At 66.4% G+C, this 26744-nt stretch carries 24 protein-coding genes and 1 tRNA gene; 22 read left to right on the top strand and 3 right to left on the bottom strand.

Translation table 11 applies throughout. The annotated features are described in order from the left end of the window. Positions 1 to 19: 19 nt before the first annotated feature. The 12 genes from hisD (at position 20) to ACVJ6E_RS02950 (ending at position 13343) form a co-directional block, all read left to right on the top strand. Positions 20 to 1315, top strand: a complete 1296-nt coding sequence (gene hisD, locus ACVJ6E_RS03005) for a histidinol dehydrogenase (RefSeq protein ID WP_120269274.1) — start codon at positions 20 to 22, stop codon at positions 1313 to 1315. A gap of 130 nt (positions 1316 to 1445) precedes the next feature. Then, positions 1446 to 1925: a UPF0262 family protein gene (locus ACVJ6E_RS03000; protein WP_067339191.1), complete on the top strand. Its 480-nt coding sequence runs from the start codon at positions 1446 to 1448 to the stop codon at positions 1923 to 1925. A 312-nt stretch (positions 1926 to 2237) separates the two neighbouring features. Beyond that, positions 2238 to 2699, top strand: coding sequence for an arsenate-mycothiol transferase ArsC (locus ACVJ6E_RS02995; RefSeq protein ID WP_120268961.1), 462 nt, complete (start codon positions 2238 to 2240; stop codon positions 2697 to 2699). 112 nt (positions 2700 to 2811) lie between these two features. Continuing rightward, positions 2812 to 3030 carry a translation initiation factor IF-1 gene (gene infA / locus ACVJ6E_RS02990; RefSeq protein WP_013653834.1) on the top strand — a complete coding sequence of 73 codons (219 nt, stop codon included), beginning with the start codon at positions 2812 to 2814 and terminating at the stop codon, positions 3028 to 3030. Between the two features lie 55 nt (positions 3031 to 3085). Then, positions 3086 to 3769: a Maf-like protein gene (locus ACVJ6E_RS02985; RefSeq protein WP_067221394.1), complete on the top strand. Its 684-nt coding sequence runs from the start codon at positions 3086 to 3088 to the stop codon at positions 3767 to 3769. Between the two features lie 157 nt (positions 3770 to 3926). After that, on the top strand, positions 3927 to 5438 hold the full coding sequence (locus ACVJ6E_RS02980; protein WP_120268962.1) for an AMP-binding protein: 1512 nt from the start codon (positions 3927 to 3929) through the stop codon (positions 5436 to 5438). Between the two features lie 115 nt (positions 5439 to 5553). Continuing rightward, entirely contained in the window at positions 5554 to 5781 is a 228-nt protein-coding gene (gene yacG / locus ACVJ6E_RS02975) for a DNA gyrase inhibitor YacG (RefSeq protein WP_120268963.1), read from the top strand. Between the two features lie 115 nt (positions 5782 to 5896). Next, positions 5897 to 6730, top strand: coding sequence for a FecR family protein (locus tag ACVJ6E_RS02970; RefSeq protein ID WP_120268964.1), 834 nt, complete (start codon positions 5897 to 5899; stop codon positions 6728 to 6730). Between the two features lie 197 nt (positions 6731 to 6927). Next, positions 6928 to 8565: a bifunctional metallophosphatase/5'-nucleotidase gene (locus ACVJ6E_RS02965; RefSeq protein WP_120268965.1), complete on the top strand. Its 1638-nt coding sequence runs from the start codon at positions 6928 to 6930 to the stop codon at positions 8563 to 8565. A 383-nt stretch (positions 8566 to 8948) separates the two neighbouring features. Then, on the top strand, positions 8949 to 10208 hold the full coding sequence (locus ACVJ6E_RS02960; RefSeq protein ID WP_120268966.1) for a tetratricopeptide repeat protein: 1260 nt from the start codon (positions 8949 to 8951) through the stop codon (positions 10206 to 10208). 54 nt (positions 10209 to 10262) lie between these two features. Beyond that, positions 10263 to 13085, top strand: coding sequence for a FecR domain-containing protein (locus ACVJ6E_RS02955; RefSeq protein ID WP_120269275.1), 2823 nt, complete (start codon positions 10263 to 10265; stop codon positions 13083 to 13085). Between the two features lie 182 nt (positions 13086 to 13267). After that, positions 13268 to 13343, top strand: a tRNA-Phe gene (locus ACVJ6E_RS02950). Between the two features lie 170 nt (positions 13344 to 13513). On the opposite strand, the gene ACVJ6E_RS02945 is transcribed toward ACVJ6E_RS02950, so the two are convergent. Beyond that, the gene (locus ACVJ6E_RS02945; protein ID WP_120268967.1) at positions 13514 to 14131 is read right to left on the bottom strand and encodes a type VI secretion system-associated protein TagO; all 618 of its coding nucleotides are present in this window, start codon (positions 14129 to 14131) and stop codon (positions 13514 to 13516) included. Between the two features lie 258 nt (positions 14132 to 14389). Next, positions 14390 to 15289 carry a LysR substrate-binding domain-containing protein gene (locus ACVJ6E_RS02940; RefSeq protein WP_120268968.1) on the bottom strand — a complete coding sequence of 300 codons (900 nt, stop codon included), beginning with the start codon at positions 15287 to 15289 and terminating at the stop codon, positions 14390 to 14392. A 137-nt stretch (positions 15290 to 15426) separates the two neighbouring features. Between ACVJ6E_RS02940 and ACVJ6E_RS02935 the strand changes: the two genes are divergently transcribed. Genes ACVJ6E_RS02935 through ACVJ6E_RS02920 form a run of 4 tightly spaced genes read left to right on the top strand, consistent with a single transcriptional unit; the run spans position 15427 to position 19322 of the window. Then, the gene (locus ACVJ6E_RS02935) at positions 15427 to 16413 is read left to right on the top strand and encodes a TRAP transporter substrate-binding protein (protein ID WP_120268969.1); all 987 of its coding nucleotides are present in this window, start codon (positions 15427 to 15429) and stop codon (positions 16411 to 16413) included. A 53-nt stretch (positions 16414 to 16466) separates the two neighbouring features. Next, entirely contained in the window at positions 16467 to 16961 is a 495-nt protein-coding gene (locus ACVJ6E_RS02930) for a TRAP transporter small permease subunit (protein ID WP_120268970.1), read from the top strand. Further along, positions 16958 to 18256: a TRAP transporter large permease gene (locus tag ACVJ6E_RS02925; protein WP_097175515.1), complete on the top strand. Its 1299-nt coding sequence runs from the start codon at positions 16958 to 16960 to the stop codon at positions 18254 to 18256. Before ACVJ6E_RS02930 ends, ACVJ6E_RS02925 begins: the two co-directional genes overlap by 4 nt. 31 nt (positions 18257 to 18287) lie before the next feature. Beyond that, positions 18288 to 19322 (top strand): NAD/NADP-dependent octopine/nopaline dehydrogenase family protein, encoded by a 1035-nt coding sequence (locus ACVJ6E_RS02920; protein ID WP_120268971.1) that lies wholly within the window; start codon positions 18288 to 18290, stop codon positions 19320 to 19322. Here the strand turns inward: ACVJ6E_RS02920 and ACVJ6E_RS02915 are convergent. Continuing rightward, entirely contained in the window at positions 19312 to 20232 is a 921-nt protein-coding gene (locus ACVJ6E_RS02915; protein WP_083202414.1) for a LysR family transcriptional regulator, read from the bottom strand. The genes ACVJ6E_RS02920 and ACVJ6E_RS02915 overlap by 11 nt on opposite strands. A 167-nt stretch (positions 20233 to 20399) precedes the next feature. Here ACVJ6E_RS02915 and ACVJ6E_RS02910 point away from each other — a divergent pair, with 167 nt between their 5' ends. The 6 genes from ACVJ6E_RS02910 (at position 20400) to ACVJ6E_RS02885 (ending at position 26605) form a co-directional block, all read left to right on the top strand. Then, a complete protein-coding gene (locus ACVJ6E_RS02910; RefSeq protein WP_067221673.1) occupies positions 20400 to 21446 on the top strand; it encodes a glutamate cyclase domain-containing protein in 1047 nt (348 codons plus the stop codon). A 68-nt stretch (positions 21447 to 21514) separates the two neighbouring features. Further along, positions 21515 to 22597, top strand: coding sequence for a TRAP transporter substrate-binding protein (locus tag ACVJ6E_RS02905; RefSeq protein WP_120268972.1), 1083 nt, complete (start codon positions 21515 to 21517; stop codon positions 22595 to 22597). Positions 22598 to 22602: 5 nt separating this feature from the next. Then, a complete protein-coding gene (locus ACVJ6E_RS02900) occupies positions 22603 to 23154 on the top strand; it encodes a TRAP transporter small permease subunit (protein ID WP_067221677.1) in 552 nt (183 codons plus the stop codon). Position 23155: 1 nt separating this feature from the next. Then, complete coding sequence (locus ACVJ6E_RS02895) at positions 23156 to 24436, top strand: TRAP transporter large permease (protein ID WP_097175518.1); 1281 nt, start codon at positions 23156 to 23158, stop codon at positions 24434 to 24436. 284 nt (positions 24437 to 24720) lie between these two features. After that, positions 24721 to 25611 carry an alpha/beta hydrolase gene (locus tag ACVJ6E_RS02890; protein ID WP_120268973.1) on the top strand — a complete coding sequence of 297 codons (891 nt, stop codon included), beginning with the start codon at positions 24721 to 24723 and terminating at the stop codon, positions 25609 to 25611. A 46-nt stretch (positions 25612 to 25657) separates the two neighbouring features. After that, the gene (locus ACVJ6E_RS02885; RefSeq protein ID WP_158592686.1) at positions 25658 to 26605 is read left to right on the top strand and encodes a TAXI family TRAP transporter solute-binding subunit; all 948 of its coding nucleotides are present in this window, start codon (positions 25658 to 25660) and stop codon (positions 26603 to 26605) included. Positions 26606 to 26744 lie beyond the last annotated feature (139 nt).

The raw sequence follows: 26744 nt of genomic DNA, 5'->3' as shown, positions 1-26744 counted from the left end.
AACTGTGGAGCTTCCGCCCGTGGCGATCCGCCTGTCCACCAGCGCAACCGGCTTCAAGGCCGACTTCGACGCCCTCCTGTCCAGCAAGCGCGAGGCATCCGCCGATGTCGACGCGGCGGTGCGTGACATCATCGAGGCCGTGAAGCAGCACGGCGATGCGGCGCTTCTAGACTACACGCGCCGCTTCGACCGGCTGGAGGCGGAAAGCCTGGCGGACCTGACCGTCACTGCCGAGGAGATCGAGGAGGCGGTGAAGAAGGTCGACCCGCGCACGCTCGACGCTCTGAAGCTGGCCCGCGACCGGATCGCCTCCCATCACGCCCGCCAGATGCCGGCGGACGACCGCTACACCGATCCGCTCGGCGTCGAGCTCGGCTCGCGCTGGACGGCCATCGAGGCGGTCGGCCTTTACGTGCCCGGCGGCACGGCCAGCTATCCGTCCTCGGTGCTGATGAACGCGGTCCCCGCCGGTGTTGCCGGCGTGTCGCGCATGGTCATGTGCGTGCCGAGCCCGGACGGCGCGCTCAACCCGCTCGTGCTCGCCGCCGCCCACCTTGCCGGGGTCACCGAGATCTACCGCATCGGCGGGGCGCAGGCCGTCGCGGCCCTGGCCTTCGGGACTGAGACCATCCGTCCGGTCTCCAAGATCGTCGGTCCGGGCAATGCCTATGTCGCCGCCGCCAAGCGCCGGGTGTTCGGCACGGTCGGCATCGACATGATCGCCGGTCCCTCCGAGATCCTGGTGGTTGCGGACGGGGCCAACGATCCGGACTGGATCGCTGCCGATCTCCTGTCCCAGGCCGAGCACGACACCAGCGCACAGTCGATCCTGATCACCGACGACGCGGGCTTCGCCGAGGCCGTGGAGGCTGCCGTCGAGCGCCAGCTTAAGACCCTGCCGCGCGCCGATGTCGCCGGTCCCAGCTGGGCCGATTTCGGCGCGGTCATCACCGTCTCGTCGATGGACGAGGCGCCCGCGCTCGTCGATGCCATCGCCCCGGAGCATCTGGAGCTGGCGGTGGAGGATCCCGAGGCCCTGTTCGCACGCATCCGCAATGTCGGTGCCGTCTTCCTCGGCCGCCACACGCCCGAGGCCATCGGCGATTATGTCGGCGGTTCCAACCACGTACTGCCGACGGCACGTTCGGCCCGCTTTTCCTCCGGCCTGTCGGTGCTCGACTTCGTCAAGCGCACCTCGATCCTGCGCTGCAACGCGGAGAACCTGCGCGCGCTCGGTCCGGCCGCGATTGCGCTTGCCGAGGCGGAGGGCCTTGCCGCCCACGGCCGCTCGGTCGCCATCCGCCTCAATCTTTGAGCCGGGCCAGGCGCCGCGCCGCGGCGCGGACCGCTTGTCGGACCGGCCATGGACGCGCTAGGTGTTGGAGCAGTCGCTGACGGGCGCGCCGGAACCACGGTGCAGGCAATGGAGGGCGCAAGCGCAGGTCATGGGACAGAACAACAGCGCCCGGCTGGTTGCGGTGGAGCTCGATGAAGCCTCCATCCTTCGCTCCACGCCCGACGTGGAGCATGAGCGCGCGGTCGCGATCTACGACCTCATAGAGGAAAACGAGTTCGAGCCGCTCGGCGATGACGGCGGTCCCTACCGGCTGAAACTGTCGCTCGTCGAAAAGCGTCTGGTCTTCCTGGTCGAGCGCGAGGAGGGCGAGCCGGTCGTCACCCACATCCTCTCCCTGACCCCGCTGCGCAAGGTGGTGAAGGACTACTTCCTGATCTGCGAGAGCTATTTCGAGGCGATCAAGACGGCGACACCCAGCCAGATCGAGGCCATCGACATGGGGCGCCGCGGTGTCCACAACGAGGGTTCGCGCATCCTGATGGAGCGTCTGGAGGGCAAGATCCGGGTGGACATGCAGACAGCCCGCCGTCTCTTCACTCTCGTCTGCGCCCTGCACTGGAAGGGTTAGAGCCCTTTCGACCAATTCGAAGCCATTCTGACGGAGCGATTTTGTGACAAGGTCAAGCAAAGGCACGCAGGTCGTATCTGGATACGGACAAGGGGCTTTGCGCTGGAATTGGCGCAAAATCGCCCGTCCCGCAGGGCTTCCGATTGGCGGGCGCCCGACGCCGACCCGATCTTGCCCGATGCGACCGCATCGCGCGGCGACCGTTTCGACGCCGGATCGCCGCCCCAATCGAGAAGCAGAATTGACTTCGCATTGGTCGAAAGGGCTCTAGGCGTGTCAGGGCCGGGGGACGTACCCGGTAAGATCCCCGACATGGTACCCGGCACCGTCTCCTCGGCGGCGCCGGGAGCGGTGCTTTTCGCCTGCGGCATGAATGCGGTGCGCTCGCCGATGGCGGCGGCGATCCTCGCCAAGCTGTTTCCCGGCCGCGTCTACGTGAAGTCCTGCGGCGTGCGCGCCGGCGAGCCCGATCCCTTCGTCGAGGCGGTGATGAGCGAGATCGGCTGCGATCTTGCCGCGCACCGGCCGAAAACCTTCGAGGACCTCGACGAGTCGGGCTTCGACCTGGTTGTGACGCTGGCCCCCGAGGCTCATCACAAGGCGCTGGAAATGACGCGCACGGATGCGGTCGAGGTCGAGTACTGGCCGACGCCCGATCCCACGCTCGCCACCGGATCTCGAGACCAGATCCTCGACAGCTACCGCGCCGTCCGCGACCTGCTCATGACCCGCATCAAGAAGCGTTTCGGCTGGACCGCGACCCCGGGCGGATAGGGCCCGCGCCCGGCCTCTGCACAGCCGCGGATTTTCGCGAATCCTTCTGTTCCCTTTCTCGGCCCGATCCGTTAGGTTCCCGCCACATCTGGCTCGATAATCAGGAATCCATATGGCCAAGGAAGAAGTACTTGAATTTCCGGGGGTGGTCACCGAACTGCTTCCGAACGCGACGTTCCGCGTGAAGCTCGAAAACGACCACGAAATCATTGCCCACACGGCAGGGCGCATGCGCAAGAACCGTATTCGCGTTCTGGCCGGCGACCGCGTGCTTGTCGAAATGACGCCCTACGACCTGACCAAGGGGCGCATCACCTACCGTTTCAAGTGATGCAGCAGGGCCAAACGGCCCGGTCCGTCACCCGCGACAGAGAGACAGCGGTCCGATGATCGCCGCAGCTTCCGACGAGAGCAATACCGACGGGACCCGTGCCAAGGGCGCGCGCCCGACGCTTGTGCTTGCCTCCGGCTCGCCGCGTCGTCTGGCACTGCTCCAGCAGATCGGCATCGATCCCGACACGCTCCTGCCTGCCGATATCGACGAGACGCCGCGCCGGGGCGAAACCCCGCGTGCGCTGGCGCAGCGCCTGGCGCGCACCAAGGCCGAGGTGGCGCGGCGCGCCGCCGACCGCAATGCCGCCAATGTCGACGGGCTGGTGCTTGCCGCGGATACCGTTGTCGCGGTCGGTCGCCGCATCCTGCCCAAGGCGGAAACCCACGAGCAGGCTCGCGCCTGCCTGGAGCTGCTGTCGGGGCGCGGTCACCGGGTCTATACCGCGCTGTGCATCAGCGCGCCGAAGGACGTGGTGCGTCAGCGCCTTGTCGAAACGCGCGTGCGCTTCAAGCGCCTCTCGCGCGCAGAGATCAATGCCTATCTCGATAGCGGCGAGTGGCGCGGCAAGGCCGGCGGCTACGCGATCCAGGGGCTTGCGGGCGCCTTCGTCGCCAAGCTGGTCGGCTCCTATTCCAACGTGGTCGGCCTGCCGCTGCACGAGACGGCCAACATGCTGGCCGGCCTCAAGTATCCGGTTCTCGCCGGCTGGGCCGACCCGGCCGCGATCCGGCCCTGATCCCGCTTCCCGTCTCCCGGCGCGCCCCGTGCTGCGGCAGGGGCAATTCCCGCTTGGCCTTGCCGGCGGTTCCTTGCCATAACGGGACGGGTCACGGCGGATGGGGTGCGCCCTGCGCCCTTTGCCGCAGGATGATCATGCGAAGCGGGGAATATCGATGAATCTCGCAGCCTGGCTGGCGCGGGCCGGAAGGTCGCGCGCGGATGCGGTCGCCCTGGCGCGCGGCGGCTCGCCGGTCGCCAGCTACCGCGACTTTGCCGGCCGCTCGGCCCGGCTCGCCGGCAGCCTCCTCTCCCATTACGGCCTGTTGCGCGGGGACCGGGTCGCCATCGTGGCGAAGAACGGTCCGCATTATCTCGAGGCGCTCTACGCCGTGTGGTGGGCGGGCCTCGTCGCGGTACCGGTCAACGTCAAGCTGCACAGCGCCGAGATCGGCTGGATCCTGGAGAATTGCGGCGCGCGTCTTGCCCTCGTCAGCTCGGGCATGGAGGCGGATGTCGCCGCCTATGCGCCGGAGGATCTGCGCGATGTGGTGACGCTCGGCGGGCCGCAGTTCTGGTCGCTGGTCGCCGGCGAACCGGCTCCGCTCGCCGAGGCCGCACCCGACGATCTCGCCTGGCTGTTCTACACCTCCGGCACCACCGGCCGGCCCAAGGGGGCGATGCTCAGCCACCGCAACCTGGCGGCCATGAGCCTTGCCTATCTCACCGATGTCGATCCGGTGGCGGAGGGCGACACGTTGCTCCATGCCGCGCCGATGAGCCACGGCTCGGGCCTTTATGCCATGGCCCATGTCATGCGCTTCGGCATCAATGCGGTCGCCGAGTCGGGCGGCTTCGAGGCGGACGAGGTGCTGGAGATCGTCTCGCGCAGCCGCGGCGTGTCGATGTTTGCAGCCCCCACCATGATCCGCCGGCTGACCGAGTGCCCGATGGAGGCGATGACGGAGAACATCCGCACCATCGTCTGGGGCGGCGCGCCGATGCATGTTGCGGACACCCGCCGGGCGATCGACCGCTTCGGTCCGCGCTTTGCCCAGATCTACGGCCAGGGCGAGACGCCGATGACCGGCACCGTCCTGTCGAAGGCGGATATCGCCAACCGCGACCATCCGCGCTGGGAGGCGCGCCTTGCCAGCGCCGGCCTCGTCAGCTCCGTTGTCGAGATGCGGATCGACGGGGCGAGTGCCGATCACGGCGAGACCGGCGAGATCCTGGTGCGCGGCGACACGGTGATGCTCGGCTACTGGGACAATCCGGAAGCGAGTGCCGAGGCGCTGCGCGGTGGCTGGCTCCATACCGGCGATGTCGGCAGTTTCGATGCGGACGGCTATCTGACGCTGCTCGACCGCTCGAAGGACGTGATCATCTCCGGCGGCACCAACATCTACCCGCGCGAGGTGGAGGAGGTGCTGCTGACCCATCCAGGCGTGCGCGAGGTCTCCGTTATCGGCCGCCCGGATGCCGAATGGGGAGAAAGCGTCGTTGCCTGCTATGCGGGCGATGCGGAGCCGGGCGAGCTCGATGCGCTGTGCCTGGAGCACATTGCCCGCTTCAAGCGGCCCAAGGACTATCTGCACCTGCCCGAGTTGCCGAAGAACAACTACGGCAAGATCCTCAAGACCGAGCTGAGGGCAATGGACCAGCGCCGGGTGAGGCGCGGCGGCTGAGCATCGCCCGTAGCACCACGCACCTGCCCGCTGACGTTGCGGTCGACGTCGGCGGAGCGCTCCAGTATAGCTGGGGCAGGATGAACCGGCCCTGCTTCGGGCCGAGGGAGAGAACATGACGAGCGCACAGGACGAAGGCAAACAGCAGAGGCGGGCGCGGCCCTGTCCTGGCTGCGGCAAGCTGTCGGTGGAGCGCTACCATCCCTTCTGTTCGGCGCGCTGCGCCGATGTCGATCTCAATCGCTGGCTGTCCGGCAGCTACAGCGTGCCGGTGGTGGAGCTTGAGCCGGAAGACCTTGCCGCGCTGGAGGCAGCGCAGGAGAAGCTCGAAAACCGGGAGTGACGCAGGGGATTGCGCTGGTTTGTGACCCGCATCACCCCGCCATCGCGTCAAGACGATAGGGTAGCAACGAGACGAGCGGCAGATCCGCTTGCGATCCGCCGACAGGAGACTGGATATGGCCATGACCTTCCGCCCCCTTGCCGTTGCCGTTGCGACCCTCATCGCCGTGGCGGGCCAGCCGGCTTTCGCCAGCGAGCCCGTCGGCGTTGCCAGCGCCGTCAACCAGAGCGCCCAGAGCCAGCGCGGCGGCGCGCGCATGCGCACCATCCGTATCGGCACCGACTTCGTGAACCGGGAGAAGATCGAGACCGGCGCCTCGGGCCTCGTGCAGGTCCTGCTGGCCGACGGGTCCAACTTCGTGGTGGGTCCCAATTCCAGTCTCGTCATCGACGAGTTCGTCTATTCGCCGTCCGCCGGCACGGGGCGCATCGTCGCCACCTTCGGCCGGGGCGTCGCCCGCTATGTCGGCGGGCGCATCTCCAAGCAGCGCGGCGGCGTCACCATCAACACCCGCCAGGGCACCATCGGCGTGCGCGGCGGCATGGCCAATCTCGTCGACCGCGGCGGCCAGACGGTGTTCTCCTTCCTTTATGGCAAGGACCTGACCTTCACCGGCCGCAACGGCAAGACGACCCGTGTCTACCGGCCGGGCTTCTCGATCTTCGCCAATGGCGGGCAGGGCGCCACCCAGCGCACGCCCGGCTCGGTGGTCGCCGATGTCAACCGCATCCTGCAGGGCAACCGTCCCTCTGGCAGCCGCCCGACCGCCAGCCAGCTTGCCCGCTTCTCCGCGGTCAACTCGGCGCTGCCGCCTGCGTCCGAGGCGCAGTATCCCGCGCCGGTGCTGAGAAGCGTGCCGACCGGGACGGATCCGCGCGATGTCAATCATGCCAACTCCGTCTACATCAAGTCGAATACCCCCACCTATTGCGTCGGCTACTCCTGCTAGCGGATTGCGCGCATCTTGCGGGGATGAGCGGGATACTTGTGCCCTGACGCGGCTGGAATGGTTGATCTGCCCCCGGCAAGCTGGCAGTCTCGCGATTGCGAATGCGGGGATCCGGGGCGCGGTGCCTTCCCCTTGTCGGTAGCCTGGGCAGTCGCCGCATCGACGGTGCGCGGCCTCATCTTGCGGGAGTGGACGGTATGCGGGTTGCTTCTTTCGGCGCGGCCGTGCTGGCTGCTGCGGGCGGCGTGGTGCTGTCGGCGTCCCTTGCTGTCGCGCCGGCACAGGCCGATTACGCCCTGACGATCCTTCACATCAACGACCTGCACTCGCGCCTCGAGCCGATCAACAAGTACGATTCCACCTGCGGCGCCGAGGATGACGCGGCGGGCAAGTGCTTCGGCGGCATCGCCCGCGTCAAGAGCAAGATCGACGAGCGCCGCTCGGCCCTTTCCGCTGCCGGCCGCAACGTGCTGACGCTCGATGCCGGAGACCAGTTCCAGGGCTCGCTGTTCTACACGACCTACAAGGGCGCCGCGGCGGCCGAGTTCATGAACATGATCGGCTTCGACGCGATGGCCGTCGGCAATCACGAGTTCGACGACGGCCCGGCCGGTCTCGCCGCCTTCCTGGACAAGGTCGATACCAAGGTCCTGTCCGGCAATATCGAGGTGGAGAACGAACCGACGCTGAAGGGCAGGGTGCCCGGAACGCTGGTGCTCGAGATCGGCGGCCAGAAGGTCGGCATCGTCTCGGTGCTGGCCGAGGATACGGTCGAAACCTCCTCGCCCGGCCCCAACGTCTTCTTCCAGCGCGCTGAGACCTATCTGAAGGGCGCGGTCGAGGGCCTGCAGGCTGCCGGCGTCGACAAGATCGTCGCGCTGACCCATATGGGCCTGCCGCGCGACATGGAGATCGCCGCCCGCGTGCCGGGCATCGACGTCATCGTCGGCGGCCACTCGCACACGCTGCTGTCCAACACCCATGAGGGCGCCGCCGGTCCCTATCCGGTGCTGGTGCAGAACCCGGCGGGCCGCCAGGTGCCCATCGTCCAGGCTTACGCCTATGGCAAGTTCCTCGGCGAGATCGAGATCGTCTTCGACGATGCCGGCAACGTCACCTCGGCGACCGGCAATCCGATCCTGCTCGACGCCTCGGTGCCGGCCGACAAGGCGGTCGGCGCGCGTCTTGCCGAACTCGCCGCCCCGCTCGAGGAGCTGCGCGCCAAGGTGATCGGCAGCACCGCCGAGACCATCGACGGCTCGCGCGACACCTGCCGCGCCGGCGAGTGCACCATGGGCACCCTCATCGCCGATGCCATGCTGGAGCGCTCGCGCGGGCAGGGCGTGCAGATCGCCATTCAGAACGGCGGCGGCATCCGCGCCTCCATCGATGCCGGCGAGGTCACCATGGGCGAGGTGCTGACGGTGCTGCCGTTCCAGAACACGCTCGCCACCTTCCAGCTCAAGGGCCGCGATATCGTCGCCGCGCTGGAAAACGGCGTCTCGCAGGTGGAGGAGGGCGCCGGCCGCTTCCCGCAGGTCGCGGGCATCCGCTTTACCTGGACGCGCGCGCGCAAGCCGGGCGACGGCCGCATCATCCAGGTCGAGGTCGCGGAAGAGGGTGGCTGGCAGCCGCTCGACATGGACAAGACCTATGTGGTGGCCACCAACAACTACATGCGCGGCGGCGGCGACGGCTACAAGATCTTCGCCGAGGCCGGCACCAATGCCTACGACTACGGGCCGGGGCTGGAGACGGTGGTGGCGGACTACATCAGCGCACTGCCCGAAGGCTACAAGCCCTATACCGACGGCCGGGTCCGCGAGGTCCAGTAAGCCATGCCCGCAGCCGGCGCCTGCATTGGTGCCGGCTGCGCCGGTGCCGTCCGCCTGATCGAACCAGCCCGGGCCGCCTCGCGACAAGCGCGGGAGCGGGCCTGAAAGGCTGGATGTGCCCGGAATGCAACATGACCCTCATTATTTGACAGGGCCTATCCTTTGGGCGGGACTCTCGCCGGGCACGTAACGTAATCTCCCCCCGTTCAAGACATGACTTTTGGAGGGGGCTCGTGGACGTGGCGGTGGTTGCCCGGCGTGGAGTACTGCGTATTGCTGGTGTTGCTGCAGCCGGTCTGATTGCGGTCGCCGGCGCGGCAAAGGCGCAGGACGTCGCCGCTCAGGGTCAGACCCAGGACCCGGCCTTGGTCGCCGGGGCTCCCATGACACAGGAGCAGCTGCGCGCCCGCCAGACCGAGCTTCTGGCGGCGATGATGCGCGATCCCGCCAATCTCGACCTTGCCTTCGAATACGCCACCCTGTCGGCCCGCATGGGCGACTACGAGGCTGCCATCGGCACCTTCGAGCGCATGCTGATCTACGCGCCGGGCCTGCCGCGCATCCAGCTGGAGCTTGGCGTCCTCTACTTCCGCCTCGGTTCCTTCGATGCCGCGCGCTCCTATTTCGAGCAGGCCCTGCAGGCGCCGAACGTGCCGCCGGAAGTGACCGAGCGCGTCCAGACCTTCATGACCGCCATCGACACTGCCGAGGATCCGACCAAGTTCTCGGCAACGGTCATGACGGGCCTGCGCTGGCAGTCCAACGCCAATGCCGGCCCCGGCGGCCGGCAGGTCACGCTGAACGGCGTCACCTTTCTGCTCGACGACACCGCCATCGGCCGGGCCGACTGGAACGCCTTCGTCGCCGGCAACGTGCATGCGGCCTATGACCTGGGCACCCAGGGCGATCTGCTGGAGGCGGACCTGCTGTTCTACGGCGGGCGCTATTTCGACAGCACGCGCCTGAACACCGAGCTTGCGGAGCTGACCTTCGGCCCCTCGTTCAACCTGGCCCGCTTCGACATCGACAATGCGCGCCTCGGCCTTTACGGCATCCTGACCGGCGTGCGGCTCGACAATTCCAACTATTCCGGCGCGACCGGTTTCGGCGCCCGCTTCGGCATGCAGCCGAGCCCGCTGTCGAGCGTCAACGCCAAGGTCGAATACCGCTATCGCTGGTACCGCGACAGCCGCACCTATCCGACCGTCAGCGATCGCAACGGCTACCAGATCCTGGCGCAGCTGACCAACAGCTACCAGTTTTCCGCCGCATGGTCGGGCCGCGTCGCCCTGCTCGGCGACTACGAGCATGCGTCCGCGCGCTACGAGCAGAGCTGGGAGGCGGGCGTGTCGGCCGGCGTCACCTATCGCTTCGCCTCGCCGGTGGAGATGCTGCGCACCGTCTGGTCGGTCGATGCCGATGCCGGCTACACCCGCCGCGAGTTCGCCGCGCCGGATCCGGCCATCAGCGCGACGAAGAGCCAGACCGACAACGAATTGTGGGTGCGCGGCGCGCTGAACGTGCCGTTCCGCCAGGATATCGCCATGTCGCTGGCGGCCGAGTTTCGCCGGATGCAATCGAATTACCAGACGCGCGACTATTCCAACACGTCGCTGACGCTGAGCCTGATCAAGACGTTCTGACATCGACATCGCCTGACACGTGGCATGACACGCGCCGTTCTGAAGGGGGCTGAAATGCGCAGGCAATATATGATGGCGGCCTTGGGAGCCGCCCTTGTCGTGGTGCCCGGGGCCGCTGCAGCCCGCAACGACGTCGGCGTTGCCGCCGCCGTCAACCAGGACGCCCTGCGCACGCCGCCGGGCGCCGGTACCCGCACCATCGTCCTCGGCGACAATCTGATCTACCGCGAGCGGATCGAGACAGCCGGCGAGGGGCTGGTGCAGATCCTGCTGGTCGACGGCTCCACCTTCACCGTGGGCGCCAATTCCGACCTCGTCATTGACGAGTTCGTCTACGACCCCAATGCCGGCACCGGCAAGCTCGTCGCCACGTTCGGCAAGGGCGTGGCCCGCTTTGTCGGCGGCCGCCTCAGCAAGAATGCCGGCGGGGTCACGGTCAAGACGCCGGTCGGCACCATCGGCATCCGCGGCGGCATCGCCAATCTCAATCTTCTGGGCGGGGGCGCGCGCTTCTCGTTGCTGTTCGGCGACGAACTGAGCTTCACCGGTCTCAACGGCGAGAGCCGGCGCATCTACGAGCGCGGCTATACGCTGGCCATCGCCTCGGCGGCGTCTGGCAATTACCGCCCGGAGATCCGCCGCACCAACCAGGCCGACATTGCCGGCGTGCAGCAGGGCCTCGCCGGCCGCGGCGGGCAGACCGGCGGCATCTCAAGCCCGCCGACCGACAACCAGGTCCGCAATTCCGGTGTCGGGCAGGCCAATTCCGGTCGGCCGGTCGTTGCCGTCCTGCCGCGGCCGCGTCCGCAAGTGGTGGAATCGACCCAGATCAACGAAGGCGGCCAGGTCGTCAACGAGATCAACCATGGCGCCACCAACGAAATCATCCGCGACGTGGTGGTCGGCGGCACGCCGCCGCCGGTGGAAGGCGCCGAGGTCGTGATGCGCGTGCTCACGGCGGCCTCGTCCTACAGCCCGGCCTCGGAGACCTTCACGGTGACCGATCCCGGCCGCCAGGGGCTGATCGGCGGCACGCCGGGCAGCGACATCACCGCGACATTCACGGTGACCGCCGAGGGCACCCAGCTGACCGGCACCATCGGCGGCGAGACCCTCACCATTCCCCTGCCGACGGGCGGGCAGGCGGCGTTCCGCGTCGTCACCTCGGGCGGGCGCACGGTCGCAGGCACCGTCCATCGCAACGGCGATCATTTCCTCGCCTTCACCTATTTCGAGGAGATCTCCGCGCCGCTCCTCGTTCCTTCCGAGGTGCCGGGCACCGTCGGCGGGCCGCTTGTCGTCAATGCTCCGGTCTTCGGCTTTTGGGGCGTGCGCACCGATCCCGCGACGCTCCGCGAGACCGGCACCAACCAGATCCGCCGCTATCATCTGTCGGCCGATCCGGTGCAGGTGGCGCGCACCGGCGTTGCCCACGATCTCTATTTCCTCAACCCGCTGGCGGGCGAGCTGCTAGGCCCCTCGTTCCTGCAGAACGTGCGCACCAGCGATTTTCTGGTCGTGTCGGGCTCGGACCTCACCGACGACGATCCGCGCTTCCTCGTCTCCTCCATGCTGATCCAGGGGCAGGGCGCCTCGCAGTCCTCGGCGATCTCCGTCTCGGCTGGCCAGATCTACGAGGACGAAGTGGACGGCTTCGTCATCGGCGGCCCCCGGCGCGGCGGCTTCCGCGTGTCGGGCTACGATCCGTCCGTGCTCTATGCCGGGCCCGTCTCCTCTCTTCCCGGCAGCGATGGCGGCCATGTCTTCGGCCCGAACGGCGATAATTTCGTCCTCGGCTTCGGCCCCGGCGATCTCGATGCCGGAAACGACAGCTCCGCGCGTCTTCCGCTCCCCTACGAGACGGTCACCGACACGGTTTCTGGCTACACGCATGTGGGGCAGGTCGCCTCGATCTCGCCGTCGGGCGAGTTCGTCCGCACCACACGGCTGCTCAACGGCTATGCCTCCGGCATGGTCGAGGTCGGGACGAATGGCGGCGCTGCGGTGCCGTTCTGGTCGATGTCGCCGAACATGTTGACCATGGGCTTCGACGCGGTGAGCAATTCCGTCGGCGCCAGCATGACCGTGCTCGACGCTTTCGATGGCGACGAGCACCTTGCAGGGCTTGTGCTGGGTTTCGGCGACAGCCTGTTCACCACCGGACCGAACGGCCAGTCGGCGCTGATCGACGACAACCGCTATGCGCTCACCTACAATTTCGGCGAGACCTTCGCGATCACCGACGATGAGGAGGTGATCGCCCCCGACAGCAACCCGCGCAGCTACATGGTGCCCTCGACCCTGGTCGCCGGGGCGGACAATGCGCTGTTCACCGATGTGGCGCGCTGCACCTGCTCCTTCCTGGAGTGGGGGTACTGGGGCACGCGCTTCCGCGGCGAGGACGTGTCCGAAACCGCCCCGTCCGATCCGCGCCGGCGCGATTTCGTGCATCTGGGCACCTGGGCGGCCGGCGATGTCTCGACCTATGGCGAACTGCCGACCGTCGGCACCGCCTCCTATGCCGGCCATGCGGTGGGCAACGTGGCGCGGACCACGACCGACGGACCGGTGCAGTATCTGGCCGCCGGCAACTTCAACATGACCTACGATTTCGGTTCGCGCAGCGGCAGCGCCAGCATCACCAATTTCGACGGATACAATTTCGGCGGATCGTTGACCTCGCCCACCGGCAGTGCCGAAGGACTGAACAGCTTTGTCGGCGGGCTGTCCAATCCCGGCGAGACCCTGTCGGGCGTTCTGACCGGCTCCTTCGTGCGCGGACCGACCGGGCCGGCGCAGGGCGTCGTCGGCAGCTTCGGCGTGTCCGATCCCTCCGGCGCCTACACCGCGACCGGCGTCGTCGTCGGTCAGCAGTAGGCAAGTTTCGTCAAGGGTTTGCCGGGCGCTGGCCCGGCGCCCGCTCCCTCGCGTGGCACTGTTTGCAAGGCCGCTTTCGCGCTTGTGCAAAACTTTGGCGAGGGAACTGGACAGGCTTTGTTCCAGCCTCTATAAGACCGGCACTTCGATGCGACGCGGGCTTGCCGCGACACGCTTCGCGGGCCCAGGTAGCTCAGTTGGTAGAGCAGCGGATTGAAAATCCGCGTGTCGCTGGTTCGATTCCGGCCCTGGGCACCACTTGCCCCCCACGACATCGATATACCGCTTGCCCGGCTGCGCATCGCAGGCTGGTAGTTATCGTGCGGATGTCAGCTGACACGCTGCGCGCGACATGCCGCGCACCTCTTGCAGCAACGAAAAGGGGCGGGAGACGCGTGTATCTGCACGCCTGTCGCGGGTAAGAGCTGCTACCAGCTGCAAGCCTTGCGAAGAGGCTCGATGGCCTCGTCGAGGCCGGCGATCTGGAACGTAGTCATGACCGGGCTGCTTCCGTAAGGGGTCATCTTCATGATCATCTCTGACTTGCCGAGCATCTGTTTGAGCAGCGGAATCGACCGGCTGCCGCTCCAAAGACCGAGCGCGCGATTGTCCGTGGATTCGGTCATGCTCACGGTCTTTGCCGGTTCCTGGTCGAGTCGGTAAGTCACGTCGCCATAGTCATTGTACGTGCTCGATGTCATGTGGCAGCCGGTATTCACGATCAGGGCGGTCGTGTTTTCATGGCATCGCACAGCGAGCCGGACCCTTTCGCCGCGGCTCCAGCTGCAATTGATCAGCTCTTCCGACTCCAATGAGAGGAAGACATCCGTCTGGTCCGTAAGCTTGTTCTTATCGGTTCGAACCGTCCATTTGCCTGCGCCCTTGGCGACGACGGGTGTTGTCGTCCGTCCGACCTCACGGTCATAGCAGGCAAGTCGGTCCAGATCGTTTTCGACAGCTGCGCAAGTGGTCGGATCTGCGCTGGCTGACGAAATGGTCAAGCTCGCGGTCGCAGCCAAAACGGCTCCTGCCCAAAACTGCTGCATTGCTGTCTCCCTCAACTGATGGGTGTTTTCTTGAATGGGAGCGAGGGCAGTTGGTATTGCGCCCGCCTTTATGTTTGAAATCTTGGCGCGACCTAAGCGGCGGCCGGCAGCTAACAACTCGTCAATGTCGAAAACACACCTGTAATAAGTCCCGGGGCGTCGTCCCGAATAAGCAGACAAATTTATCCATGAAATCCGTTTCGGCCGCAATGGGCACTGTCCAGCGCGCAATAGCACAGGCGGTGCGACTGCAAAATCTCAGGTGCACTCCGCCAGAGCTTGCGGGAAATGCCGGAGAAAGGCGGCGTCGACATCGCTTTGCACATGCCGCGAGGAGGTGATCAGCGCGATCTCCAGATCGATCTGGGGGACGAAGGGGCGGATGATCGTCCTGTGCTGGTCCGCGGAGCGGGCCGAGACGGAATCCAGCAGCGCGACGCCCAGCCCCTGCGACACGAAGGCGGCGCAGGACGGCGCATGCTGCATCTCGCCGACGATCCGCGGGGCGATCTGCCTTTGCGCGAAAACCTCGTTGATCTGCGGGCGGATGGCGCCGCTGCGCCCGAGCACGTAAAGGCTTACCCCGTCGAGATCCTCGGGCGTGATCTCAGGCAGCTCGGCCAGCGGGTGATCGACCGGCAGCAGGCAGACCGTTCCCACCTCGTAGCGGGACAGCACGTTCAACTCCCGCTCCCGCCTGCTGGGCATGCAGATGCCCAGGTCGTGTTCGCCGCGGGACACCTGCTCGGCGATGGCGCGCGATGTATCGGAATGCAGGCTGATGGCAAGGTCCGGAATGTCGACGGAAACACGCGCCACCAGTTTCGCGGCAAAGCTGTATGACAGGAACGGCGGCATCGCCAGCCGATAGGGCTCCAGCGAAAACCGCCGGATCCGCCGCGCCGCTTCCTCGACGAAGTCGAGGCCGAGAAAGACGCGGTCGACCTCTCCGATGAGCCGTCGCGCGGCCGATGTCGGCAACAGCCGCGGCCCGACCCGGTTGAACAGCTTGAGATCCAGCGTTTCTTCCAGGTCGGAGATCAGCCTGCTGACGGCAGGCTGGGAAATCGACATCTGCTCCGCAGCGATGGTCATCGTGCGGTTGGTCATGATCAGGCGGAACGCCTGGACCTGTCTCAGGGTGATGCGGGCCGCCATGACTGTCCTGGCTAGGATAATACCAGGTTATGATAGCATCGAATATTGAGATTAGAAATTATTATTGAACCTCGTCAAATTGGGCAGATCAGAGCCCGGCGGGATGAGCCGGCGCAGTTTCTGGCAGGGAGATTGAGATGAAACGTTACGCCATGTCCGCGCTTGCGGGCGCCATGCTCGCCGTCCTCTCGGGAGGGGCCGACGCCCAGACACTTCGCCTTTCCACCCAGGGAAATGCTCCGCATCCGTGGCTCGATGCCGCCGAGGTTCTCAAGGCCGAGGTCGAGCAGGCGACGGAAGGACGCGTCAAGATCGACATCCATCCCGGCGGCGTGCTCGGCAATGACGCGACCGCACTGGACGAGATGCGGATGGGCACCATCGATCTGTTGATCGGCGGCACCCAGGAGGCGACCCCCTTCTTCCCGCAGTTCCAGCTGTTCAGCATCAGCTACCTGTTCCCGGACGAGGAGACCTTCCGCACCGCGCTGGATCCGCAAGGTCCGGTCACGGACTACTACCGCCAGGTCTATCGCGATGCCGACAACGGCCTCACCCTCTTGGCGCTGACCGGCGGCGGCATCCGCAATCTCAGCAATAACGTCAAGCCGGTCGCCACCCTGGAAGACCTCAGCGGCATGAAGCTGCGCGTGCCGGGCTCGCGCATGGATGCGGAGATGTGGGAAACCTCGGGCGCGCAGCCCATCTCGCTGCCCTTCACCGAGCTCTACACCGCCCTGCAGACCGGCGTGGCGAACGCGTTCGAGAGTTCGATCAGCGCCTATGTCGGCGCCAAGCTCTTCGAGGTCGCACCCTATCACTCCAAGACCCAGCACCAGTTCATGGTCAGCCACATCACCATGAGCCGGTTCGCCTTCGATCGCCTGTCCGCCGAGGACCAGGAGATCTTTCTCAAGGCCGCGGCGAAAGCCTCGGTGACCGGCATCGACCGGGGCGTGGAATACGATGCCTCGCTGCTGGAGCCGCTGGTCGCCTCGGGCAAGGTGACGGTGACCGAGGTCGACAAGACGCCGTTCATCGAGATCATCCGCCCCCTGCACGACAAGGTCGCGGCCGAAATCGGCGCGTCCGAGGTCCTGCAGATGATCCGCGACATCAAGTGACTTTCGGTGGCCGGCCCCGGTGATCCCGGGGCCGGCCCGCAAGGGGGCACCTCATGCTGACAAGATTCAATGCCGGGCTGGAGCGATTTTTCTACCTGGTCGGCGGCGCCTTCTTCCTGGCGTTCATCCTGTGCGTTCTGTTCCAGATCGTCGCGCGCAACTCGTCGCTCGGAACCTTCGTGTGGACGGACGAGGTGGCGATGTTCTGCTTCGTCTGGACCGTCTTCCTGGGCTCGGCGGTCGGCTACCGGCGCGGCGTCCACTACGTGGTCGAGGTGCTGCCCGCCAGCTTCACCCGCACCAACACCGCGCTGACCCTGCTGGCGCTGGTCCTGTGTCTTCCCGTGATCTGGGTGCTCACCGTCAACGGCTGGACCTATGCGGAGATGAGCTGGCGCCGCTTCTCGTTCTCGCTCGGCTTTCCGATGTTCTACCAGAACGCGGCCGTCGCCGTGTCGGGAGCGGCCATGGCGATCTTCTCGCTCGAACTGATCGTCACCACCGCAGGCCGCCTTTTCACCAACCGGCAAGTCGAGGACCGGGAATGACGCCTATCGTCACGCTGATCGCAGGATTTCTGTTTCTGATCCTCCTGCGCGTTCCGATCGCTTTCGCCATCGCGCTGGCATCGCTGGTCACGGTCGTCCAGCTGGGTCTTCCCGCGACGTCGGTGGTCAATCAGATGGTCTCCAACATCAACTCCTTCGCGCTGCTTGCGGTGCCGTTCTTCCTGCTGCTCGGCCGGCTGATGAACGACAGCGGCATCACCGACCGGCTGATGACCTTCGCGCAGTCGATGGTGGGCCACATCAAGGGCGGGCTCGGCCATATCAACGTGCTGGTCAGCATGATGTTCGCCAGCATGTCCGGATCCGCGGCGGCGGATACCGCGAGCGTCGGCGCGATCATGATCCCGGCGATGAAGAAGGCCGGCTATCCCGCGCCCTTCGCCGTGGCCCTGACGGCGACCTCCTCGACGCTGGGCGTGATCATCCCGCCCTCGATCCTGTTCGTGATCTACGGCGCCTTCGGCAATGTCTCCATCGCCGGGCTGTTTCTGGCCGGCGTGCTGCCTGGCCTGCTGATCGGCTTCGGGCAGATGGCCTACACCTATTACGTCGCCCGGCGTTACGGCGTCGCCAACACGCCCTACATGCCCTGGACCGCGCGCAAGGAAAGCGCCAGGCGCGCCGCGCCCGCGCTGCTCATTCCCCTGATCATCCTGGGCGGCATCATCTCGGGCTTCTTCACCGCGACCGAAGCCTCCGCCATCGCCGCGCTGGTCGGCCTGGTGCTGGCGGTCGTCGTCTATCGCACGGTGCGGCCCGCGGCCCTGTTCGACATCCTGGCATCGACCGTCGTGGCCTATGCCCTGCCGATGTTTGCGGTCGCCGCCGCAGGCATCATGGGCTGGCTGATCGCCTATCTCGGTGTCGCACGCGAGGTCGCGACCTTCATCATCTCGATCTCGGACACGCAGACGGGCGTCATGCTGCTGCTGATGGCCTTCTGCCTGATCGTCGGCACCGTGCTCAGCCCGATGACGGCGGTCATCATCTTCCTGCCGATCATCAAGGAACTGGGCGTCCTCGCACACATCCCGGACATCCATCTGGCGCTGGTCGTCTGCCTGTCCCTGGCGATCGGACTGACGACGCCGCCCTACGGGATCTGCCTGCTGATCGCCGCGCAGATCGGCGAGGTCGACATGCCGCGCGCCTTCCTGGCGGTGCTGCCGATCATCGCGATCACGGTCGGGATCATCCTGATGGTCATCCTGCTGCCGGGGGTCTTCCTCTATCTGCCCGCGACCTTCTTCCCCGAGGCTTTCCCCGCCTCCTGACGGGCGCGCTTGCTCAACTCAAGGAAAAACAATGAAGATAACCGTGATCGGCGGCGGTCCCGTCGGATTGACCTATTGCGCGCTTCTGCAGCAAGGGGGGCACTCGGTCAGGCTGTGGTCGCAAACCCATCCCGACGGGCTGAACCAGCGGTTCGACGGCACCTTTTCCGGGGGGCACGTGATCCCCGGCGCCGGCAGCCTCGAGGACGCGGTCAAGGATGCGGACGTCGTGCTGCTGGCGCGCTGCGCGCAGGGCATGCAGGACGTGCTGGACCGTCTCGCCCCGATCCTCGATGGCCAGACCGTCATCTTCAGCGCCGAGCTCTCCTTCGGGTCGATCTATCTGGCGCACGCGCTGTCGCGGTCGCAGGCCCGCGCCGGGATCGTGTCATGGTCCACCACAGTGGCGACCGCACAACGCCGGGACGGCGTCGTCCGTGTCGGCACGGTGCGCGATGTGATCGACATGGCCGTGTCCGGGGGGATGGACGCTGAGGACGGCCTGCGCCTGTGTCAGGCGCTGTTCGGCGACCGTTTCCGCCTCAAGGCGAGCCCCGCGCTCATCGGCATGAGCAATCTCAACCCGCCGATCCACCTTGCCAACTCGCTCGCCAACCTGACCCGGATCGAGCGGGCCGAGGACTGGGAAAACTACCAGTGCATCACGCCCGTCGTCGGCCGCATGATCGAGGCGCTGGACACCGAGCGCCTTGCGCTGGCCGGCCGCTTCGGGTTCGAGGTGCGCGACGTCTTCGACCATTACATGATGACCTTCCCCGGCATCCGCCGCGGCAGCGTCTCCGAGATGGCCCAGCAGGTCTACGAGCGTGCGCCCGGCACGATGGGCCCCCGCAGCCTCGAGACGCGCTACATCACCGAGGACGTGCCGTTCGGCCTGATCCCGCTCTGCGAGCTGGGCCGGCGCTGCGGCGTGCCGATGCCCCTGCACGAGGCGGCGATCGGCACGCTCTCCACCTATCTGGGGCGCGATTTCCGTGCGCAGAACGGGATGCTGGAGACGGTCGTCGCCGAACTGCAGGGCCGGCTCGGCGCGGCTACTTCGTGAAAAGCCGGTTGATGTTCTCGACCTGATCGCGAACGACGTCGTGGAACACCTTTGAGAAGAACTCGCCCCCGCGGCTGCGTCCGATCGCCGGAAAGATCGCCGAGAAGCGGAACTCGATCGCGGGGGTGAACGGCCTGATCGCAATCCTGTCCAGGTCGACGCCGATGACGGAAAAGATGTCGGCGATGGAGATGCCGAGCCCGGCCGACACATAGCTGGGCACCGTGTTGGAATACAGCGTCTGTGCGGTCCTGCCCGGCTGGACGCCCGCCGCCGTCATCTCCGCCTCGATCTGCATCCGCAACAGGCTGCTGACGCCCAGCGAGATGAACGGCTGCCCGTCCAGGTCGTGGACCGAGATCACATCCTGCTTCGCCAGCGGATGCGCCTTGGGCAGCAGGCATATCGCGGTGGAAACGGGCATCTCGACATGGTCGATATCGGTGCGCTCCGGCGGCACGCGGCCAAGGCCGATGGAGAACTCGCTGCGCTGCAAGGCGTCGAGGATGTGCACCGAATTGTCGGAATGGATGAAGAAATCCATGTCCGGCTCTTTCTGGCGATAGCGGCGGATCGTTTCGGGCAGGGCGCCCGACGACAGGGTCGACATGGCGGCGATGCGCAGCCGCCCCTCGGACTTCTCGCGCATCTCGCGGGCATTCTCGCGCACCCGCTCCATCGCCTCGAAATACTTCTCGACTTCCCGGAACAGGGCGACGGCCTCGGCCGTCGGGCGCACGCTGGACCACTTGCGGATGAACAGGGTCAGCCCGAGATCCGCCTCCAGGTCGCGCACCAGGCGCGTCACGGCCGGCTGGGTGATGTTCAGGATGCGACCGGCGGCCGTCATGCTGCCGCTGATCATCACGGCGCGAAACGCCAGCATCTGTCGATGGTTGAGCGAGCGCAACGTCTCTTCCCTCCGCCGCGAATCCTCTGGGGCCAGCCAAACATGACAGGTCCAGAGCCCGGAGGGGCATAACATTATCTGATGACGTATTCCGTAATTCGATTCGCCAATGCGAGCCGCGGCTTCCTACGATCACGGTCATTCCGATACCTGAGAAGGAGCCAAGCGTGCCGGACATCATTGGTGAATATGTCGACCGTCTGATCACAGTCGAGATGCGCAACCGCGGCATGAATCACAATATCATCGCTCCGATCTACAACGAGGCGCGGCGCGAGGGCGGCGGCCGTCCGATCACCGCCCGCGCGGCCGAAGCGCTGGTGGATCGGGTCGGCGAGGGCGACGTGGTCCTCATCGTCACGGGCGCGGGTTACTGGCCCGAAGTGCCGCACGGCGAGAGCGACGGACCTCCGGGCGCCGTGTCGCTGGCGCGGGCGCTCTATTGGGGGCTGAAGGCCGTTCCGGTCTACGTCTCCGAAGTCTGCCATGCCCCGCCGATCAAGGCGTCGTCCGAGGCCGCCGGCATCATGATCCGCGACTACGAACTGGCGACCGGCCGCCGCATGGGCGCGGCCCAGGTGACCGCTCCCGAGGAGCAGGGCGACATCGACCAGTGGGCGAAGGACCTGCTCGAGCGGACGCAGCCCAAGGCGATCATCGCCATCGAGCGGCTCGGCCCGAACGAGAACGGCATCGTCCACTATTCGACCGGCGTTGCGCCGAAGAACTGTGTGAACCTTGGTCCCCTGTTCGACCAGGCGGCCGAGCGCGGCGTGCTCAGCATCGGCATCGGCGACAATGGAAACGAGATCGGCTTCGGCCGCATCCATTCCTTCATGCAGGACTTCCACCCCTATGGCCGCGAGACGCAGACCGACAAGCCCGGCGGCGCCATCACGGTGACGGCCACGGACATCTTCCTGCCGGCCTCCATCTCCAACTGGGGCGCCTACGGCATCTCCGCGATGCTTGGCTTCCTGCTGAAGGACAAGGAGCTGGTCCAGGATCCGGAGACGGAAAAGCGCATCATCCGCGCCTGTCTGGATGCCGGCGGCTGGGAGATGCGCTACTGCACCTCGCGCTTCATCGTCGATGGGGCGGAAGGGGAGAGCTCCATGGCCATCGTGCAGCTGCTGCGCGACATGGTCCGACTGAACATTGCGCCGCCCGACCGCGGGCTGTCGCACGGCAAGATGAAAGAGGCGGCACAGTAAAGCCGCCCGTCCACGGGCCCTGCCGGACCATCGGCAGGGCCGGCCCCACCCGACAGAGAGGATTTCCCATGAACACTCTTGCAAGACTGCTCGGCGCCACGGCTCTGGCCTGCGTTCTCCCCCTGGTCGCAGCGGCTCAGGATCTGCCGCAGACCAAGCTCTCGGTGATCGGCTCGCCGGTGAACTCGCCGAACTGGACCAACGTGCTGCAGCCGTTCTGGAACGAGACGGTCCCGGCCGACAGCAACGGCCGCGTCACGGCAAACGCGGTCAGCATGACCGACCTCGGGGCGAAGGGCCCCGAGCTGATGCGCCTTGCCGCCTCGGGCGTTGCGGACATCGTTGCGGGCAGCACGACCCTGATTTCCGGCGAGCTGCCGGAGAACGATTCCATCGACCTTGCCGGCCTCGCGCAGGACATCGACACGCTGCAGAAGATCATCGACGCCTATCGCCCGACGCTGGAGGAGCGCTACCGCGAGCGCCTCGGCGTCGTTCCGCTCGGCTTCTGGCCGACCGGCGCGCAGGTCCTGTGGTGCGCGACCCCGGTCGAAGGCCTCGACGATCTGGCCGGCAAGAAGGTTCGCGTGTTCTCCACCACCACCTCCTCGCTGACGGCGGCGCTGGGCGCCACGCCCGTCACCATGGCCTTCAACGAAGTGGTGCCGGCCATGCAGCGCGGCGTCATCGACTGCGCGTTCACCGGCTCGAACTCGGGCAACAACGCGAAATGGACGGATGTCGCAACGCATCTGGTCGATCTGACCGTGGGCTGGGGCGTCAACTTCATCGTCGCCAATTCCAAGACCTGGGATGCGCTGGATCCGGCCGTTCAGACCTTCCTGCGCGAGGAAGTGCGCACCAAGCTGGAGCCGGCGGGCTGGGAGATGGCCCGCGTCGCGACGCAGCAGGGCATCTGGTGTTCGGTCGGCGACGACCGCTGCGATCCCGAGTCCACCGCCCCGCGCAACCTGACGAAAGCCGGCCTGAAGCTGGTGGAACTGACCGAGGCCGAGAGCGCGCGTCTTCGCGAAATCGTCGCCGAGCACGTCATGCCCGAATTCACGCAGGCCTGCGGCTCCGACTGCGTTGCCCGCTGGAACGAGACCGTCGGCACTGTCCTGGACATCCAGCTGAACGCGGCGAGGTGACGGGGTTGGGCAACCTTCTGGTCTCTCGCAAGCTGGCGCGACTGGCCCGGTTTTCCGCCATCGGCAGCGGGCTGCTGCTCCTGGGCGCGGCCGGCCTGATGACGGTGGAAATCCTGTCGCGCCGCCTCTTTCACTTCGGCCTCATCGGCGTCGACGAACTGGCCGGCTATGCCTTCGCCATCGCCATGGCCTGGGGCTTTGCCCAAGCCCTGTTCATGCGGGCGCATATCCGCGTGGACCTCGTCTATCTGCAATTGCCGGCCGGGGTGCAGCGGTTTCTGGACGTCGTGGCGCTCGGGGCGTTCACCGGGATCATCGGCATCCTGGTCACTCACGCTTGGGGCACGCTGGCGGAATCCCTGCGCCTGGGGGCACGCGCCAGCACGCCGCTGGCAACGCCCCTGTGGATCCCGCAGGCGCTCTGGCTGGCGGGGCTGATCTTCTTCCTGATCTGCCTTGCGGCCCTGCTGTTCGATCTGATGCGCGCGCTCGTCCGGGGCGACCAGGCCCTGGCGGCCGAGCTGGGCGCCTCGGAATCGGCATTGCGGAGGCGGTGAGATGGGCATTGCGCTGATCCTTCTGTTCGTCCTGATCGCGCTGGGGCTGCCGATCGCCGCGGTGCTCGGCTGGCTCGCCGTGCTGCTGGACTGGCTGCTGTCGCCCTTTCCCCTGCAGCGGGCCTTCGGCGAGATCGCCTGGTCGCACAGCATCGAGTTCACGCTGATCGCGATCCCGATGTTCATCATGATGGGCGAGATCCTGCTGCGCTCGGGCATCGCGGACCGCATGTACAACGGGGTCGCGGCCTGGCTCGGCTGGCTGCCCGGCGGGTTGATGCACGCCAATATCGGGGCCAGCGCCCTGTTCGCGGCGACCTCAGGCTCCAGCGTCGCCACGGCCGCGACCATCGGCACCACCGCCATGCCGCAGGTCGACCGCCACGGCTACAGCGAGCGCTTGTTCCTCGGCTCTCTGGCGGCCGGCGGCACGCTCGGCATCCTGATCCCGCCGTCGATCAACATGATCATCTACGGGTTCCTGACCGACACATCCGTCCCGCGCCTGTTCATGGCGGGGCTGATCCCCGGCATCGTGCTGGCGGCGATCTTCTCGCTGGTCATCGTCGTGCTGTGCATCTTCAAGCCCTCGCTGGACGGCGACCGCAGCGCGCCGACCGCGCGGGCCCTGCTGGCCAGCCTGCCGGCATTGGCGCCGCCTCTGGGGCTGTTCGCGGTGGTGATCGGGTCGATCTATGCCGGCTGGGCCACCCCGACGGAGTCCGCGTCCATCGGCGTCATCGTCTCCCTGATGCTCGCCGCGGTCTATCGGCGGCTCAGCTGGGAAATGCTGGTCGAGGTGTTCATCGGCACCATCCGCACCTCCTCGATGATGATCCTGATCACGCTGCTGGCCTTCCTGCTCAACTTCGTCATCGGCGCGACGGGAATGGCCAATGTGGTCAACGACTTCGTGAGCGGCCTCAACTGGAGCCCGCTGTCGACGATGTTGATGATCCTGCTCGTCTATCTGGTGCTGGGCATGTTCATGGACACGCTGGCGATGATCGTGCTGACCATCCCCATCGTCACGCCCATCGTCGTCGGCCTTGGCTACGACCCGATCTGGTTCGGCGTCATGATGGTGCTGGTGGCTGAAACCTCGGTGTTGACGCCGCCCATCGGCATGCTCTGCTACGTCGTGCACGGCGTGCGGGGCAGGGGCGATCTGACGGACGTGTTCATCGGCGTCACGCCGTTCATCGCCGCGCTCATGGGCATGATCGCCCTGATGCTGGCATGGCCGGAACTCGCCCTGTGGCTGCCGGGGCGCCTCTACTAGGCACCGTCCCGCTACGAGGCCGAAAAGCTCGAGGCCCGGCCAGCCGTCATGCGGCTGGCCGGGCCTTTGTCTTTTTTGGTGCCCGCCTTGCGCCCCCGACAGGATCGCAGCCGCTCCGCGCGGCAACGGGAGAATTGCCTCCGCACAACCTGCAATTTTTATCGGAAAAACCAATAATTATATCCAAAAAAGGCAGGTTATCCGATCAAGCCTTCTGACGCAGGGTTGGGTGTCCGGCGGGTTTTCGCGCTGGCACATTTCGAGATACCCGTCAGGAGCCAGAGTTGAGCGCCGTCTATCTGAATTACTCGCAAGCCGAACTGGACCGGGCGTACGACCAATCGTGCTGGGCTCCCGAAATGGCGGCTACGCTCGCCGCCTATGCCGCGCTAAGTCTTGCCCAGCGACATGAAACGCCGGCGGAAACCTTCCGCTATGCGGACGACGACATGGGCGGGATCGATGTTTTCAACGCTTCCGCCGACGGGCCGCTGATCTATTTTCTGCATGGCGGCGCCTGGCGGTCGGGCGACCGTTCCATGTACAGCTTTCTTGCGCGCAACCTGGACCTGACCGGGTGTCCGCTGGCGGTGCCCGATTATCCCAAGATCCAGTCGGTCGGCTTGCCGGCGATGGTCGACCGGGTCGCCGCGGCCCTGCGCGCCCTGCTGGCGCAGCGGCCCGACTATGCCCGGCGCGGCCTGGTCCTGGCGGGCCACAGTTCCGGCGCGCATCTGGCCGCATGTCTGGCGACCGGGGCAGGGGGCTCCGACATCGCGCAGCGCGTGTCCGCCTGTCTGCTCGTCTCGGGCATCTACGACATGGAGCCCGTGCTGCTGTCGAGCCGGCGCAGCTATGTGGATCTGACGGAGGCGGAGGCCCTTCGGCTGAGCCCGCTCGAGCATATCGAGGTGCTTGAGCCCGGCCGCATCGTCCTCGCCTACGGCTCGCGTGAGAGCCCGGAATTCGTCCGGCAGGCGGAGGCCTTCGGCCGGGCGCTGGTCTCGATGCGGCACGATGTCCGGATGCTGCGGATCGAGGACCGCGATCATTTCTCCATTCTTCTGGAATGCAACGATCCCGCCAGCGCGCTCTGGCAGGCCCTGACGTCGCTGACGGCGTCGACGCCGCGCTGTGAAGCGCCGCGGACCAAGGAGATGCAAGGACCGGACTAGACCAGCCACACACCGGAGAGGGAAAATGGGAGTGAGTTCAATGAGAATGACGTCGATTATCTGCGCCGCCGCCTTGCTGTGCGGAGCAGCGCCGGCCCTGGCCGAGCAATATTCCATCGGGACCCTGCCCCAGGGCAGCAGCGGCTACGTCATCGCCGCGGCCATCGCCTCGACGGCCAGCGACCACACGAGCAACGATTTTATCGCCGTTGCGACGGGCGGCGCGAACCTCGTGTTACCGCAGGTGAATTCCGGCGAGATGGACTTCGCCACCTCCAACATGATCGAGGCGTCCTACGCCGTTACCGGCACGGGCAATTTCGAGGGCATGCCCTTGCCCGAGCTGCGGATCGCCGCGGTGCTGCCGCGCTATCAGGTCGGCCTGCTCGTGCGCCGCGACAGCGAGTTCAAGACGGCGGCCGATCTGGCCGGCCGCCCGGTGCCGACCCAGTACAGCGCGATGAAGATGATCGAGCTGATGCAGGATGCCACGCTCGCGGCGGAAGGGCTGGACTCGTCCCGCTTCGAGGCGACCGCCGTGCCCAATTTCGCCAAGGCCGTCGAGCTGCTCGCCGCCGGCCGTGTCGATGCGGCCTATGCGGCGGCGACCAGCGCCCAGGTGCGCGAGGCGGATGCCTCCGTCGGCGTCCGCTTCCTCGGCGTCAATGCCGTGCCGGGCGGCGAGGAGAAGATGCAGGAGATCGCGCCCGGCTCCTATCTCGACACGATGGAGCCAGGGCCGGGTCTGGTCGGCGTCGACAAGCCGCTGACCATGTTCAGCTATGAATATGCCCTGCTCGTCGGTGCCCATGTGCCGGATCAGGTGGTCCATGACCTGGTGAAGGCGCTCTACGAAAACCGGCAGCAGCTCGCCGAGACCTCGCCGCACTTCAAGGAGTGGGACCCGGCCAAGATCTATCGCCCCTCGAAGAAGGCGAAGTATCACCCGGGCGCGGAAGCCTTCTTCCGTGAAGCCGGTCTCCTGAAGGACTGATCGAGGATGCCGGGCAGCGGTGAGGCGCCGTTGCCCGGCCCCAGGTCGTGAACCCATAATTGTGCCCGAACCGGCGCCGTTTCCGGCAAAATTATGAGTTCACGACCTAGTGCAAGGGTCTTGTGGAAGGGTCTTGAAG

This window comes from Stappia sp. G46H5W, assembly GCF_058448995.1.
Note: the sequence above shows the minus strand (reverse complement) of the source record. Positions and strands in the feature narration are given on the sequence as shown.